The organism is Limnovirga soli, from assembly GCF_013106755.1.
In the GTDB taxonomy this organism is placed as follows: domain Bacteria; phylum Bacteroidota; class Bacteroidia; order Chitinophagales; family Chitinophagaceae; genus Limnovirga; species Limnovirga soli.
Genome location: NZ_WHPF01000006.1, coordinates 310249 through 324715, shown reverse-complemented (window position 1 = coordinate 324715; position 14467 = coordinate 310249). Strand labels below are relative to the sequence as shown.

General features: G+C 37.1%; 13 protein-coding genes. 6 read left to right on the top strand and 7 right to left on the bottom strand.

From position 1 onward, the window contains the following. Positions 1 to 27: 27 nt before the first annotated feature. The 5 genes from GD597_RS10350 to GD597_RS10330 form a co-directional block, all read right to left on the bottom strand. A complete protein-coding gene (locus GD597_RS10350; protein WP_171607772.1) occupies positions 28 to 1332 on the bottom strand; it encodes a bifunctional folylpolyglutamate synthase/dihydrofolate synthase in 1305 nt (434 codons plus the stop codon). 18 nt (positions 1333 to 1350) lie between these two features. Beyond that, positions 1351 to 2229 (bottom strand): energy transducer TonB, encoded by an 879-nt coding sequence (locus GD597_RS10345; RefSeq protein ID WP_171607771.1) that lies wholly within the window; start codon positions 2227 to 2229, stop codon positions 1351 to 1353. 281 nt (positions 2230 to 2510) lie between these two features. Further along, on the bottom strand, positions 2511 to 2687 hold the full coding sequence (locus GD597_RS10340; protein WP_171607770.1) for a hypothetical protein: 177 nt from the start codon (positions 2685 to 2687) through the stop codon (positions 2511 to 2513). A gap of 205 nt (positions 2688 to 2892) precedes the next feature. Further along, a complete protein-coding gene (mqnE, locus tag GD597_RS10335; RefSeq protein ID WP_235954257.1) occupies positions 2893 to 4071 on the bottom strand; it encodes an aminofutalosine synthase MqnE in 1179 nt (392 codons plus the stop codon). Positions 4072 to 4350: 279 nt separating this feature from the next. After that, positions 4351 to 5613, bottom strand: a complete 1263-nt coding sequence (locus GD597_RS10330; RefSeq protein WP_171607769.1) for a NupC/NupG family nucleoside CNT transporter — start codon at positions 5611 to 5613, stop codon at positions 4351 to 4353. Between the two features lie 245 nt (positions 5614 to 5858). On the opposite strand from GD597_RS10330, the gene GD597_RS10325 reads away from it, so the two are divergent. After that, positions 5859 to 7265, top strand: coding sequence for a sulfatase-like hydrolase/transferase (locus GD597_RS10325; protein ID WP_171607768.1), 1407 nt, complete (start codon positions 5859 to 5861; stop codon positions 7263 to 7265). Between the two features lie 289 nt (positions 7266 to 7554). Here GD597_RS10325 and trxA read toward each other — a convergent pair whose 3' ends face one another. Together trxA and GD597_RS10315 are read right to left on the bottom strand one after the other, a co-directional pair. After that, entirely contained in the window at positions 7555 to 7872 is a 318-nt protein-coding gene (trxA, locus tag GD597_RS10320; RefSeq protein WP_171607767.1) for a thioredoxin, read from the bottom strand. Positions 7873 to 8023: 151 nt separating this feature from the next. Then, positions 8024 to 8479, bottom strand: a complete 456-nt coding sequence (locus GD597_RS10315) for a response regulator (protein WP_171607766.1) — start codon at positions 8477 to 8479, stop codon at positions 8024 to 8026. Positions 8480 to 8626: 147 nt separating this feature from the next. Here GD597_RS10315 and GD597_RS10310 point away from each other — a divergent pair, with 147 nt between their 5' ends. The 5 genes from GD597_RS10310 (at position 8627) to GD597_RS10290 (ending at position 14433) form a co-directional block, all read left to right on the top strand. Further along, positions 8627 to 9376 (top strand): hypothetical protein, encoded by a 750-nt coding sequence (locus tag GD597_RS10310; RefSeq protein WP_171607765.1) that lies wholly within the window; start codon positions 8627 to 8629, stop codon positions 9374 to 9376. Next, complete coding sequence (locus tag GD597_RS10305; protein ID WP_171607764.1) at positions 9373 to 10014, top strand: methyltransferase family protein; 642 nt, start codon at positions 9373 to 9375, stop codon at positions 10012 to 10014. Before GD597_RS10310 ends, GD597_RS10305 begins: the two co-directional genes overlap by 4 nt. A gap of 43 nt (positions 10015 to 10057) precedes the next feature. Continuing rightward, positions 10058 to 12244, top strand: a complete 2187-nt coding sequence (locus tag GD597_RS10300) for a sensor histidine kinase (protein ID WP_171607763.1) — start codon at positions 10058 to 10060, stop codon at positions 12242 to 12244. Between the two features lie 4 nt (positions 12245 to 12248). Further along, on the top strand, positions 12249 to 13361 hold the full coding sequence (locus tag GD597_RS10295) for a sensor histidine kinase (protein ID WP_171607762.1): 1113 nt from the start codon (positions 12249 to 12251) through the stop codon (positions 13359 to 13361). 331 nt (positions 13362 to 13692) lie between these two features. Further along, positions 13693 to 14433 carry a GntR family transcriptional regulator gene (locus GD597_RS10290; RefSeq protein ID WP_171607761.1) on the top strand — a complete coding sequence of 247 codons (741 nt, stop codon included), beginning with the start codon at positions 13693 to 13695 and terminating at the stop codon, positions 14431 to 14433. Positions 14434 to 14467 lie beyond the last annotated feature (34 nt).

The window sequence follows — 14467 nt, the reverse complement described above, 5'->3', positions numbered from 1 at the left end:
CTGGTTTTATTACAAACAGGCAACAAACTAATTGCCCAAAACAAGATTATTTACTTCGCCTACTAAAAAAACGCTGCCACAAACCAAAATCAAATCATCCTTATGCGCCTGCGTAATTGCGGCCTCAAGAGCAGTATTTACATCTGCAAATGCATTGCCCTTAAGCAGGTAGCTGGCTGCTTTTTCCTGCAGCGTAATTTCGTCTAAAGCACGGGGTATTTGGGCTTTGGTAAAATAATAATGCGCTGTTATTGGCAGCAATGCCAGTACAGCATCAATTTCTTTGTCTTTTACCATGCCTATCACAATATGTAATGCATGGTAATTGCTTAATTCAAGCTGGGCGGTAATTTGCTTAATGCCATCCACATTATGCGCCACATCCAATATAACAGTTGGGTGTTGGTTTATCAACTCCCAGCGCCCATGTAAACCCGTAAGCTGTTTGGTTTGACCTACACCTTTAAACACCTGTTCGTGCGAAATACTATAACCCAATTGTTGTAATTGCTGAATGGCTGTAATAACTGCAATAATATTTTTTGTTTGGTATACCCCCGGCAAATCAAGCTGATAATTTACATGCTCATTGGTATGCACATTTGTAATGGTGATTTCCAGTTTATGGTGTTGGTATTGCCAATCGCTAACATAAAACAATTCACTGGCAAAAATTAGTGGTGCATTATTGCTGGCTGCCACATTGCTAAATACCGGTTTGGTTTCTGGTAAATATTCACCAATTATTACAGGCGTGTTAGGTTTTATAATGCCTGCTTTTTCAGCAGCAATTTTTTCTAAACTGTCGCCCAGCATATTCATATGGTCCCAGCCAATATTGGTAATAATACTTAAGAGTGGTTGTATAATATTGGTGCTGTCTAGCCTGCCGCCAAGGCCCACTTCAATAATGGCAATATCTATCTTTTCCTGCGCAAACCAGCTAAAAGCCATGGCTACCGTTATCTCAAAAAAAGAAGGTTGTACGGTGGCAATAAGTGGTTGAATTTTTTCAACAAACTCAATTACAAACTGCTTGCTGCACATAGCACCGTTAATTTTTATTCTCTCCCTAAAATCTTTTAAATGTGGGGAAGTGTATAATCCGGTTTTATATCCTGCTGTTTGTAATACTGCAGCCAGCATATGGCTGGTACTGCCTTTGCCATTGGTGCCGGCAATATGTATACTCCTGAAATGGTTTTGTGGATTGCCCAGGGCTTCGCAAAGCAGTAATGTATTGGTCAGGTCTTTTTTATAGGCAGCCGCACCTATGCGGCTAAACATAGGTAAAGCATTATAGAGATAGGCAATGGTTTCCTCGTAAGTCATGCAGCCAAGATAAAAAGATTATCCTTTCGGGCTCTCAAATTTTATTACTACCGAGCCGCTTTGTGTTTCGGCACCCTTGCTAAACTTTAACTGGGAAGCTCTTTTTAAAGCAATTTTATTGATGTCAGGAAAAGGGCTTGGCTGTTTTAAACTTTGGCTTATCACATTCCCATTTTCATCTACTGTTATATTCACTACAACTTTGCCTCCATATTTGTAAGTGTCTTCAAAGCGGGCACTGCTGCTTATTTTACGACCTTCAAGGCCACTAACAATATTAATGCCGCCATTACCTGTACCCCCATTGCCGGTATAACTATCTGAGTTGGGGTTGCCATTTGGTTTACCCTGATCGCCTTTGCCACCGGCAATGCCCTGATTGGTAGCATTATTATAACTATCAGCATTATTACCGCCAGTGTTGGGGTTTTTGCCCCCTGCATATACCGCTTTTGGTTTAGCCGGTTTTGGTTCTGTAACTACTACCGGTTTATTGGTTGGTTTTGTTGCCGTGGTATTTTCTTTTGCTTTTGCATTTGGTTTTATTTCTGGCTTAGCTGCTGTTTTTATAACCGGTGCATCCGGTTCATTATTATCCGCAACTTCGGAATTGGTTTCAGCAGCAGCTTGTGTGGTGGCTGGTGCATTTACAGCGGTTTCTGGTTCGGCAGAAAGTTCTCCGGGTATTTGTGGAGGAATATCGCCAAAACCCTGATCACTATTGCCCAGGTTAACTTCTATGCCTTCATCCACTAAGGGTGGCTGTGCCACTGGAATGGTCCAGCTTACTAAGAATAGTACCATAAATAAGCCAGCCATAATAAACACAGTAATACCAAATGCTTTGATATTTTTTTGTCTTTCAAAATGCTGATGTAATTGTTTATAGTTGGTCATGTTGTGCCTTTGTTTGTTTTTGGTGATTGGTTTTACACCTGCTTTTGTTGTATAACCACATTTGCTTACTGCTGTTTTATGCTGCCACAAAGGATGAACCCTGAACCGAGCGTGGCAAGTAAAGCCGCATTAACCACCTGTAGCCTGCTACCAAAAATGTATTAATACCTTACAAATGTATTTTTGATTAGCGATACAAACTGTTATAAAGATGCTAACAGCTGTGCATTACATAAATTTTTTTGATAACGGATGTGTTTTAACAAAATTGTGTAAGTGTACTAATGGCTCGTTGATGGTGATACAATGCATTCCAGCGCCGCCACACAATTAATTGCCTCAACATCAGGAAATGGAATGCCTGATGTGGTTTGAATAGAGCGCAGTTGGGCATGGCCATTCTGACCAGTTGCATTTTTAAGGAGAATTATACCTTCTTTCGCCAGTTTGTTTTTCAAGATGGCTGTTGCGTTCGTTGGCCGGTACCTGAGCCAATAGTATTGAGTTGTTTTTTATAAAACGAGCAAATTCATTCTATAAAAAGAGATGCCTCACAAACCATAACATTACCTATTTTGTTCTGGCCATTAAACTTATAAAAGGTGCATCATAAAAAAGCCATCCTGCATATCGGGATGGCTTTTTTAAGTAAAGTGTATTAAGCTAATTGTATAATGGGTTTATTTCCATTTCGGTTTGGCTTATATCAGCATAATTTTTTATTTCGTTGTACAGGGTGTCTCTTTCTACTGGTTCTCTTTTTACCTGTTTTATCAGCGCAACCAATTCAGCTGTAGAAAGGCTTGGGTTTTGTTCTTCGCTGCCAGCCATAGAGTAAATTTTTGTGGTATCATCAATGGTGCCATCCAAATCATTTACACCAAAGCTCAATGTAAGTTGGGCATTTTTTCTACCCAGCATTGGCCAGTAAGCTTTCAGGTGTGGAAAGTTATCCATGTACAAGCGGGCTACTGCATACAGACGCATATCCTCAATAATAGTGCTTTCAGGTACATGGCTCATATCATTATCCATATTGCGAAACTTAAGCGGAATAAAAGTGTTGAAACCACCTGTTTCATCCTGCAGGGTTCTAAGCCTGTCCATATGGTCTATGCGGTGTTCGTAACTTTCTATATGGCCGTATAACATGGTAGCATTACTATGCATGCCCAGTAAATGTGCGGTACGGTGTATATTCAGCCAGCCATCTGCATCTACTTTATCTGCACAAATTTTCTCCCGTATTTCAGGGTGAAAAATCTCAGCACCACCACCGGGTAAAGAGTCAAGCCCGGCAGCTTTTAACATAGTTAACCCTTCTTCAGCACTAAGTTTGGCTTTTCTAAACATATAATCCAGCTCTACTGCAGTGTAACCTTTAATATGTAAATCAGGTCTGTGGGCTTTTATTTGTTTCATCACATCCATAAAAAACTCCATATTAAGTTTAGGATGTACGCCGCCCACAATATGCACTTCTGTTACAGGTTTCCCATCGTAGCTTTTTACAATATCCAGCATTTGTTGTGTGCTAAGTTCCCAGCCTTCTTCCCTGTGTGCATACAGGCGGCTATACGCGCAAAATGCACAGCTAAACACACATACATTCGTAGGTTCTATGTGAAAGTTGCGGTTAAAATAGGTGATGTTTCCGTGCTTTTGTTCTCTTACCCAATTGGCCAGTGCGCCTAAATAACCCAGTGAGCCTTTCTCAAATAAAATAACGCCTTCCTTAAAACTTATGCGTTCATTCGCTAATACTTTTTGGCCAATATGTTTTAATTCAATGTCTGTTACGGCATCCACTATTGCTTCTATTCCGGTAATCATCGTGTGCATGTATTGTAATTAATGGTGCAAAGGTATTAACGCTTTTATATACCACAAACAAAAGCCTTCGTATTAGTGAAGGCTTTGTGATATTTTTTGGCCAAACAGATGTATTTTAATGTAGCACCGCTTGCGTCGCACACTTGTACACAGGAATATATAGCAGCAAAAAACCAGTTGGTGAATAATAAAGCACTTATTGCTTATGTGCTGCCACCTGATCAGAACCCTGAACCGAGCGTGGCAAGTAAAGCCTCATGTTTAAGTTAAAGCCGGCTACCAAAATATTTACATCAATATACCGGCAATGGCTGCAGACAAGTAAGATGCTAATGTACCACAGAACAATGCTTTAAGGCCCAGCTGTGCCAGGTCTTTACGGCGTTCAGGTGCCAGTTCTCCAATACCGCCAATTTGCATACCCACACTACTGAAATTTGCAAAACCGCAAATGGCAATACTAATGATAAGCAGGCCTTTTTCAGTAAGAATGGGAACAGATTTATTGGTTAAGTTATTAAACGCCACAAACTCGTTAACAGTAAGTTTTTGACCCAATAATGTGGCCGCATTACCAACATCCTGAGAAGGCACTCCCATTGCCCATGCAAAAGGGTAAAATATTTTACCAAAAATCCAGTTCAAGGTAAGATCGAAAGGAAGGTGTATTAAGTGGCCAATAGCAGTAAGTAAATAATCAAGCGTGGCAATTACTGCGATAAAACCAATTAACATGGCAATTACATTCATGGCAATTTTAAAACCATCGCCGGCGCCATGCGAAACTGCGTCAATTACATTGGCATAATTGCTTTTAACTTCCAGTTTAACCTTGCCCATGGTTTGGCTTTCTTCTGTTTCGGGGAAAACAATTTTAGAAATTACCAAAGCGCCGGGTGCAGCCATTAAACTGGCTGTAATAAGTTTTGGGGCCAGGTTTAAACCTGCCTGTGCACCCATATTGGCATAAACTACTAAAATGCCACCTGCAATACATGCCAGGCTACCACTCATGCTGGCGAGTAATTCGCTTTTGGTCATGCCCTTTAAATAGGGGCGTATCATTACCTGTGCTTCTACCTGACCCACAAATGCGCTGGCCACATTGCTAAGCGCCTCGGCACCGCTAACCCGCATAATGAAATTCATGGCTTTAGCAATTACCGAAACTACCCTTTGCATAATACCATAATGATAAAATATGGCTACCAGTGCACAAACAAGGATAATAGTTGCAGTAACATTAAAGGCAAACACAAAACCGCCACCTATATAGTTTGCAGTGGTGCCATCTGGCTGTTGGGTAATAATGCCGCCATATACAAAGGAGGCACCCTGCCGGGCAAAAATTTCTATTTTTTCCATTACTTTACCCAAGCCTTGAAAAAAGTCCTGTACAAATGGCACTTTAAAAATAAGTACAGCAATAAGTACCTGTAAGCCAATGCCACTTGCTACTAACCGGTAGTTGATTTTCTTTTTATTATTAGATACCAGCCAGGCCAGGCCAAGAATTAATACCACGCCAATAAGTCCCTGAAATCGTTCCATAGCAGTTTTTGGTTAACGTATTATGCAAAGCGATGAAGTTAAATAATAATCGTATTGAATGTTATAAATGAAAAAAAAGGTGTTGAAATGGGTCAGGATTTTACTTAAGAATTGATTATAATTAATTGATTTATAAGCTTTAATGTGTTTTAAATTATCGTATTTCAATTTAATTTTTATTTAATAGAATGCCCATCTGCCGTGCGGGGCCTTTGAGTATTTTTACATAAATAATCATTTTAATAATGAAGTCTACATTTTACAAACTAACCCTAAACGCCGCATTATTTCTTTCTGTATTGTTGGTGTTTACTTCCTGTTCAAAATCTTTAGAGAAAAAAGCGGTTACAGCTGATGCTTCAGCTGACCTGAGTTCAGCTAAAAGGTCTTCTACGCCAAACATTATTTTAATTATGGCCGATGATTTTGGCTATGAAATTCCAGCTTCTACAGGTGGGGAGACCTATACCACCCCTAATCTGGATTTTATGGTAGCCAACGGTATGCGTTTTTCCAGGTTTTCTCCACATCCTGATGGCCCACCGTCCAGACTGGCCCTTTTTACCGGAAAATATTGTTTTAGAAATTGGGTAGAATTTGGCTTTTTACCTCCAACTGAAAAATCAATTGGTAACTTATTGCACGATGCAAACTACCAAACATGTTTTGTAGGTAAATGGCAATTTGATGGTGGCGATACCTCTATCAGAAACCATGGTTTTGATAAATACAGGGTATTTATGCCTTTTAATCCAGATGCCAACAATGGTAATGACCAGTTTACCCGCAGATATAAAAACCCTTATTTGTATGAAAATGGCCAATATTTATCTGACGCTTTTGTAGAAGGTAAATATTCTGAAGATTTATTTTTTGATTATGCCAGTGCTTTTATTGATAGCAATAGAAACAAACCTTTTTTCCTTGCTTATTCTAATAGTCTTATTCAAAAGCCATGGTCGCCTACACCAGATAACCCCGATTTTGCAAGCTGGAACCCAGCTGTAGATGATGTTGCCCGTGCCGATCCTAAGTACTTAGGCGATATGGTGTCCTATATTGATAAAACAATAGGTAAAATTATTACCAAGGTACAGCAGGCTGGGTTAATGAATAATACCATCATTATTTTTACCAGTGATAATGGTACCAATAAGCGTTTGTCTTCTCAGTATAAAGGTCAAACGGTACAAGGTGGTAAGGGTTCTACTATTGAAAAGAACTTAAGAGTTCCCTTGTTTGTGTATAGCCCTGCTTTGGTAGCACCAAATGTAGAAGACACTTCTTTGGTTGATATGACTGACTTTTTACCCACTTTTGCTGAAATTGCCAAAGTATCAAAACCAACTACATGGGGTACATTAGATGGTGTTACTTTTTATGATAATATGAAAAGTGCTATTTCGGCCAGAAAACAAAGAACTAATTCTTATTGCTACTGGCCCAGAGATTATCAAAGAGAGCCAAATATCAGTTTTATTTGGGATTACACTTACAAATTATACGACTCAGTAAATGGTGGTGGATTTTATAATATCAGGTTAGATCCTTCTGAGTTAAATCCAATACCTAATAATCAGCTTACATCAACTGAAAAATCTATAAAAAAATCTTATAGCAAAATTTTAAGCGACAGATTAAACGGAAAATAATAGTACTACCAATGGTAAAGCCGTTCAACGTATTGTTGAGCGGCTTTTTTATTTTCAATTGATTGGCCTGGATTGAATGATTTGATTGATTTGGCTGTAAAAAGCTGATGTATAACCTGTAGCACAAGTGTGCGACGCAACGGATGAGGCTATTATATTAAATCGCCTGGTCCCCCAAATGTATACTACCAATTTTGGGTTAATGCAATTTAATGATGGAAACAAAAGATGGTAATAGGGCATAAAAAAACTCCTATGCAGGAGTTTTTTTATTTTTTGGCTGTTTATACTATAAATGTGCCTGAATTTTTTTATCTAAAACAGATTTAGGAACTGCGCCGATTTGTTTATCTACCACTTTGCCACCTTTTATAAATAAGATAGCTGGTATGGAAGTAATGCCATAATTAACACTAACAGATGGATTATGGTCTACATTTACTTTACCAACATTTACTTTACCGCTATATTCTTTTGATAACTCTTCGATAACTGGTCCTATAGCACGGCAAGGGCCACACCATTCTGCCCAAAAATCGATTACTGTTAATTTATCGCTATCCAGCACATCTGTCTGGAAATTTGCATCTGTGAATTCTAATGCCATAATGTTGAGTTTATTTTTTTAATGTTATTGTATTTGTAAAGCAAATTTATACCCAAATTGTATTTTAATGTATTAATGTCTTGAATGCTTACAGTAGTATGACGCAACTACCTGAAAAAACTGACAGCTGGGCAGCGATTTAATAAAAAAACTATGAAAGCAGGTTTTGCCTTGCCAAAAATTCCAGTTTTTCGTTAAGGTGCATTAACTTATCAGTAAGTTCTTTATTGTCTTTGCGTAACCGGTATACTTCATTTGCTTTCAGGATAGAGTTTTTTATATCATCTTCATTCCATGGTTTTGTAAGGTATTTATATACTTGCCCCCGGTTAATGGCATCTACCACAGCAGATATATCGGTATAGCCAGTAATTAGGATTCTTATGGGGTCGGGGTATAATTCAAGAATTGATTCAAAGAATTCAATGCCGGTGATATTGGGCATTCTTTGGTCGCTTAAAATGATGGTGATTTCCTTATTTTCATCGAGTATTTTTCTTGCATCTTCGGCTGATTCTGCAGTAAAGATGGTAAAATCTCTCCGGAAAGAAGCTTTAAAAGAAATTAGATTTTGTGGTTCATCATCGATATAGAGAACAGTGATCATTGATATTATTTGAATATTGTTACTGCAATTTAAATAAACATATAGGAATTTCTTTAAATAGTAGTTTTTTTTATTAACTTTTGCTGAAAGTTTAGTTAATTGCATTTATGAAAGTCTGAAAATCCAAACCAGAATCCAGAAATATCCATGATAACCGAAATCAGAATTAGAGCCTTTAGAGCGACTGATGATATTGAAACTTGTTTGCGATTTATTGATGGTCACAAAAAGGTGCTGGAAAACCATGGAATAAAAAAAGTTACCTCCTCAAACAGCGAATGGATAAACAGCAAAGCAGTTTTTGTGGTTGTAGTAGAAACTTTGGATGGTAAAAAATTATATGGTGGTGCCCGTATTCATGCAGCAGATGGTATAACTCCGTTACCCATAGAAAAAGCAATTGGTCAGGTTGAACCAAGAATTTATGATTATATCCGGGGTTTTTCATTAGAAGGTACAGGTGAATTGTGTGGCTTATGGAACTCTATAGAAGTAGCCGGTTTGGGTATTGGTAGCTTATTTCCTTCCAAGGTTTCAGTGGTAATTGCAGAACAGATAGGTTTGGCTTCTTTATTTTCACTTTGCTCTCCCAATACTGTTAGATTTAACCAGTGGATTGGGAGCAGGGTATTTACCGAAGTGGGGAATAATGGCACTTTTTATTATCCAAAGCTGGATTTGCTTGCAACAGCCGTTTTTTTGGATGATGTAAAAAACCTTCCATTGGCACATCCGCGGGAAAGGCAGAAAATGTTGTTTCTGAGGGAAAATCTGGACTATATTTCCATTGAGAAATCTCCGTTTAAAGATTTGAAAGTTACTGTGCACCACGATATAGCTTTGAAAAATGTATCTGGTATAGAATTTAAAATGAAGTACCAAAATCCGAATCCATGAGAAGTAAAATAATATTTACCTTATTTGCAGTGGCTATTTTGAATATAGGTCCATTACTATTTAAATCAGACCTTATTCTTCATTTCAAAACAATTATTTTATCTGTTGCTGCTGCTATTCTTTGGCTAAGCCAGCCTGGTTTTAGTGCCAGTGAAATGCAAATTAATAAGCAGAAAGATAAATTATCTGTACTTATAATTTTGTTTTGTAGCTCTTTATCGGTGTTTAGTGCAGTTTCTGAATGGGCCTATGTTACAGAAAATAAATCTGAAATAAATATTGTTACCATTATTGGTTTAATAATGCTTGTTGCGGGTATTACAATAAGGGTTGTTTCTATAAATATTCTTGGTAAGCATTTTACAGCCACAGTAAATATTGATGAAAAGCATGAACTTATTCAAAAGGGGCCATATAAGTTTGTAAGACATCCCGGCTATTCCGGGGCATTTATTGCTATCATCGGCTGCCCGCTGTTTCTTAACAATCTATATACTGTATTTGTGGCCACTGCGGCAATGGGGATAGCTTATTATATTAGAATCAATCTGGAAGAAGAAGCTTTGTCCGGGCATTTTGGTGATGCGTATAAGGCATATCAAAAAAGGACACACCGGTTATTACCATTCATTTGGTAATTGCCCATATAAAAAAATCCATATCATCATTGAAACATTCAAAATGAATAACCTCCTGAAATTTTTTATAACATTTGTATTTTTTTCTTTCCATATAACAGACATACAGGCAAAAGACAAAGTGCTAATTCCTGATGCTCATTCTGGTTCAGCACCAATTGGAAAATACATATACTTATTTAATGATACACTGCAAACCTATTCCAACGCTGATATTGTATTTGTTGACAAGTTTGTAAACGATAATAAGGATATTACCATCTTTCAAAATATTATGCCTGGGATTATTTGGGCTAAATTTTCTATTTCAAATCAGCATAATATTCCCGATCTTAATTTAAACCTACCGTATTCCAACATTTCTGAAATTTCTTTATTTATCAAAAAAGGCGATAGCCTTGAACTATTGGGCAGCAGCGGCAACAGGTTTGATTTTAAACGCAGGGTTGTTACAAATCCAGCCTTTGTTTTCCCATTGAATTTATCGGGGACTGATACATCGGTATATTATATAAAAATCAAAAGTAGCCATCCTATATTATTGCCATTGTTTATTAGCGATAAGGCTGAATTAAATGAGACTGTTAATTTTGAAAATTTGTTTTTTGGATTATACTTCGGCATTATTTTATCACTCCTTTTGTACAATTTCTTTCTATATATTTCTACTAAGGATGAGAGCTACTTTTTATATATCATATACCTGTTTTTCCTTGGTTTTGCACAAACTACGGTATCAGGATATGGGTTTAAATATTTTTGGCCTAATATCCCAGTCATAAATGAATATGCACTTCCATTAACTACAAGTTTGGCTGGAATTACAGGGATACTTTTTACTATTTATTTTTTGCGTGTAAGCTTTTATTTTAAACGACTTGTTTATGTTTTGGCAGCTGTAATTCTGTTCTATTTTATTGCTATACTTGCCAGCGTTTTTGGTAATAACGAGTTAAGTTATACCATCCTGAATTATGCAGGAATTATTGCCGGTCTATTATTGATTATCATTTCATTTATGATAGGCCGAAAAGGGTATAAGCCTGCTTATTTTTATTTTGTGGCCTGGGTATTTTTTCTAGCTGGGATTATTGTCTTTTCGTTGAGAAATTTAAATATCATTCCATATACATCCTTTAGTACTTATGTATTATATATTGGTTCATCAGTTGAAGCTATCTTACTTTCAACTGCGCTTGCCGACAAAATTAATTTGCTGCGCAAAGAGAAAGATGAATCGCAGGTATATGCCCTATCTGTAGCCAGAGAAAATGAGCAGCTTATCAAGGAACAAAATATTGTATTGGAGCAAAAAGTGGCAAAACGTACAGATGAATTACAAAATACCAACAATCAGTTAAGCCAAACCCTATTGGATTTACAGGATGCGCAAACCCAATTGGTACAGGCAGAGAAGATGGCTTCCCTTGGTCAATTAACGGCAGGTATAGCGCATGAAATAAATAATCCTATCAACTTTGTAAAATCTAATATAAAACCCCTTCAATTAGATATTAACGACCTTTTTGAAATTATAGACGAGTATAACAGTTTGCACAAAAAGGATAAGGAAAGTGTAAATAAAACTTTAAAGGATATTTATTCCAAGCAGGAAAATATTGGCCTGGATTTTATCAAAAATGAAATTCAGCAGTTAATAAAAGGTATTGAAAATGGAGCGGACAGAACAGCAGAAATTGTACGCGGTTTAAGAACCTTTAGCAGGTTAGACGAAAGCGAACTAAAATCGGCCAGTGTACACGACGGGCTTGATTCTACTTTTGTATTATTAAGAAACAGCATGCCTGTTTGGTTAAAAATAGAAAAGCATTTTAATGCAAACGGGGTGATTGAATGTTATCCGGGAAAATTAAACCAGGTGTTCATGAACATTTTGAATAATGCCATGCAGGCTATTGTTTCAAAACAAGATAAAACTGAGAATGAATGTATTACCGTAGAAACAAGAGATATAGAAAATAATTATATCCAAATTTCTATAAAAGATACCGGTACGGGTATGACAGAGGAAGTAAAAGCCAAAATATTCGAACCCTTTTTTACCACCAAAGCAGTGGGCGAGGGTACCGGTTTAGGAATGGCCATAGTATTTAAAATTATTCAATCACATCATGGTAAAATTGAAATAGAATCAGAACCGGGTAAGGGAACTGAATTTATTATAACTTTGCCTCATATCCAGAAAGAAGATATTTCTACCCAAAAATAATTCCATGAGAATAGACGAAAAAATCTGTGTGCTGTATATCGATGACGAACCAAATAACCTGCTTGCATTTCAGGCTACTTTTCGTCGCAAATACAAAGTACTTACGGCCAACTCAGCTGCTGAAGGAATGGGTGTGCTAACCGATGAAAATGTACACGTAATTATTGCCGATCAACGCATGCCACATTCAACGGGTGTTGAGTTTTTTCAGGTTATCCGAAAAGCGCATCCAAATCCTGTGCGTATGTTGTTAACAGGATATACTGATGCCGAAGCTATTGTAGACGCTATTAACGAAGGCGAAATTTATCGCTATATAAAGAAACCATGGGATGAAATAGAGCTGGATAATGCTATTAAAAATGCCTATGAAATTTATATAACCAGAGATAAGTTAAACCGCAAAGTAGAAGAATTACAAAAAATGAACGATGAACTCAATCGCTTTGTGTATAGTACTTCCCACGATTTGCGTTCACCCCTGGCTTCTGTAATGGGTATACTCAATCTGGCCAGCATGGAAAAATCGGTAATAGATCCCAATGGCTATTTGGGCATGATTGAAACCTGCGTAAACAAAATGGATACTTTTATTCAAAAAATTATTGAATATTATAAAAGTATACGTGTAGAGGATGAATTTACCAGCATCGATTTTCGTACCATGCTCGATGAAAGTATTAAGCTGGTTAAAATGCAGAGACCCGATATTAATTATATTTTAGATATCGATACACCAGTTGAATTTGTAAATGATCAGTTTCGCATCTCTGTAATTCTCGATAACCTTATTTCCAATGCGGTAAAATACCAAAAGCCAACCGAAACAAATCCGCAAATTGAAATCACTGTAAAAGTTGACGAGGATAAAGCATCTATAAAAATTGAGGACAATGGTATCGGCATTCTCGATCAGCATTTAAATAATATCTTTAAAATGTTCTTCCGCAGCAACCATACGGTAAATGGTTTGGGTATTGGCTTATACATTGTAAAAGAAGCCCTCACCCGCCTTGGTGGAGATATTTCAGTGCACTCTACCTATGGTGGCGGCACAGCATTTTATCTGGATATACCTAATTATGTAAACAAGCAAGTAAATCAGGAAAATAGCTAAGTTAATATTAAAGCATTTCTCGTTTTTTTGAGCCCGGCTAAAGACCAATATGTGGCTTTACTTGCGTCGCACACTTCTACGTTCAGTAATACTATTCAGCAAAATATATCAGCTAATTGGCAGGCATAACAGTCTGCCAATTTTTTTTATGGCAACCAGCAGTATTTGCGACTATCTGCTTTTAGTAACCTTTTCGGTACTCATTTGCTGCAATTTGTTTAATAAACCGGACAGTTTTTTATAATAAACTGGGACCGTAAAAAATATATTTGGCATGTTGAAATAAAATTCGATATTTGGTATGTATGAACATATGAACAAAATTCCGGGTATGCAACAAGATTCATTTATTATAGATCATAGCAGCGTATTACCACTACATTATCAGGTAGAAGATTTATTAAGAAAATTAATTGAGCAGCCCGAATACCAAAACGGTAAACTGCTACCCAACGAAGTTGATCTTGCCAAAAAGCTGGGCATATCTAGAAATACGGTAAGGCAGGCCACCAATAAATTAGTATACGAAAGATTGCTTGTTCGTAAAAAAGGAGTTGGTACCAAAGTAGCCAGTAACAACATCACCACCAAGCTAAATAAATGGTCGAGCTTTACCCACGAAATGGATGAGAAAGGTGTAAAATTTAAAAACTACAGCCTTAAAATAAGCTGGGAAGTAGCTGATGCAGAGCTAAGTAAAGTATTTAAAATAGATAAGAAAACCAAAATTTTAAAGCTGGAAAGAGTTAGGGGCGTGGCTTCGGAGCCAATTGTATATTTTATTTCTTATTTCCATCCAAGGGTTGGTTTAACAGGCGATGAAGATTTTTCCAAGCCTTTATACGAAATGCTGGAAAACGAACATCATACAACAGCAGTTATTTCCAGAGAGGGTATTAGCGCCATATTGGCCGATGATGAATTATCCGAAGTGCTAAAAGTAGCAGTGGGCGACCCGATACTATTTCGTAAACGAGTGGTTTTCGACCCCGGTGAAAGGTTGATAGAATATAATTTGGGCTATTACAGGGCCGATAGATTTACTTATACCATTGATATAGAAAGGGGATAAACGTTTTGTTTTACAGAAAGCATTTGCTTTTATT

Bases quoted from the DNA above. Each gene is read 5' to 3' on its own strand.
- mqnE (WP_235954257.1), bottom strand. From the start codon at position 4,071: ATGCACACGATGATTACCGGAATAGAAGCAATAGTGGATGCCGTAACA.
- GD597_RS10295 (WP_171607762.1), top strand. From the start codon at position 12,249: ATGAGAATAGACGAAAAAATCTGTGTGCTGTATATCGATGACGAACCA.
- GD597_RS10330 (WP_171607769.1), bottom strand. From the start codon at position 5,613: ATGGAACGATTTCAGGGACTTATTGGCGTGGTATTAATTCTTGGCCTG.
- GD597_RS10310 (WP_171607765.1), top strand. From the start codon at position 8,627: ATGATAACCGAAATCAGAATTAGAGCCTTTAGAGCGACTGATGATATT.
- GD597_RS10315 (WP_171607766.1), bottom strand. From the start codon at position 8,479: ATGATCACTGTTCTCTATATCGATGATGAACCACAAAATCTAATTTCT.
- GD597_RS10325 (WP_171607768.1), top strand. From the start codon at position 5,859: ATGAAGTCTACATTTTACAAACTAACCCTAAACGCCGCATTATTTCTT.
- trxA (WP_171607767.1), bottom strand. From the start codon at position 7,872: ATGGCATTAGAATTCACAGATGCAAATTTCCAGACAGATGTGCTGGAT.
- GD597_RS10305 (WP_171607764.1), top strand. From the start codon at position 9,373: ATGAGAAGTAAAATAATATTTACCTTATTTGCAGTGGCTATTTTGAAT.
- GD597_RS10345 (WP_171607771.1), bottom strand. From the start codon at position 2,229: ATGACCAACTATAAACAATTACATCAGCATTTTGAAAGACAAAAAAAT.
- GD597_RS10290 (WP_171607761.1), top strand. From the start codon at position 13,693: ATGCAACAAGATTCATTTATTATAGATCATAGCAGCGTATTACCACTA.
- GD597_RS10300 (WP_171607763.1), top strand. From the start codon at position 10,058: ATGAATAACCTCCTGAAATTTTTTATAACATTTGTATTTTTTTCTTTC.
- GD597_RS10350 (WP_171607772.1), bottom strand. From the start codon at position 1,332: ATGACTTACGAGGAAACCATTGCCTATCTCTATAATGCTTTACCTATG.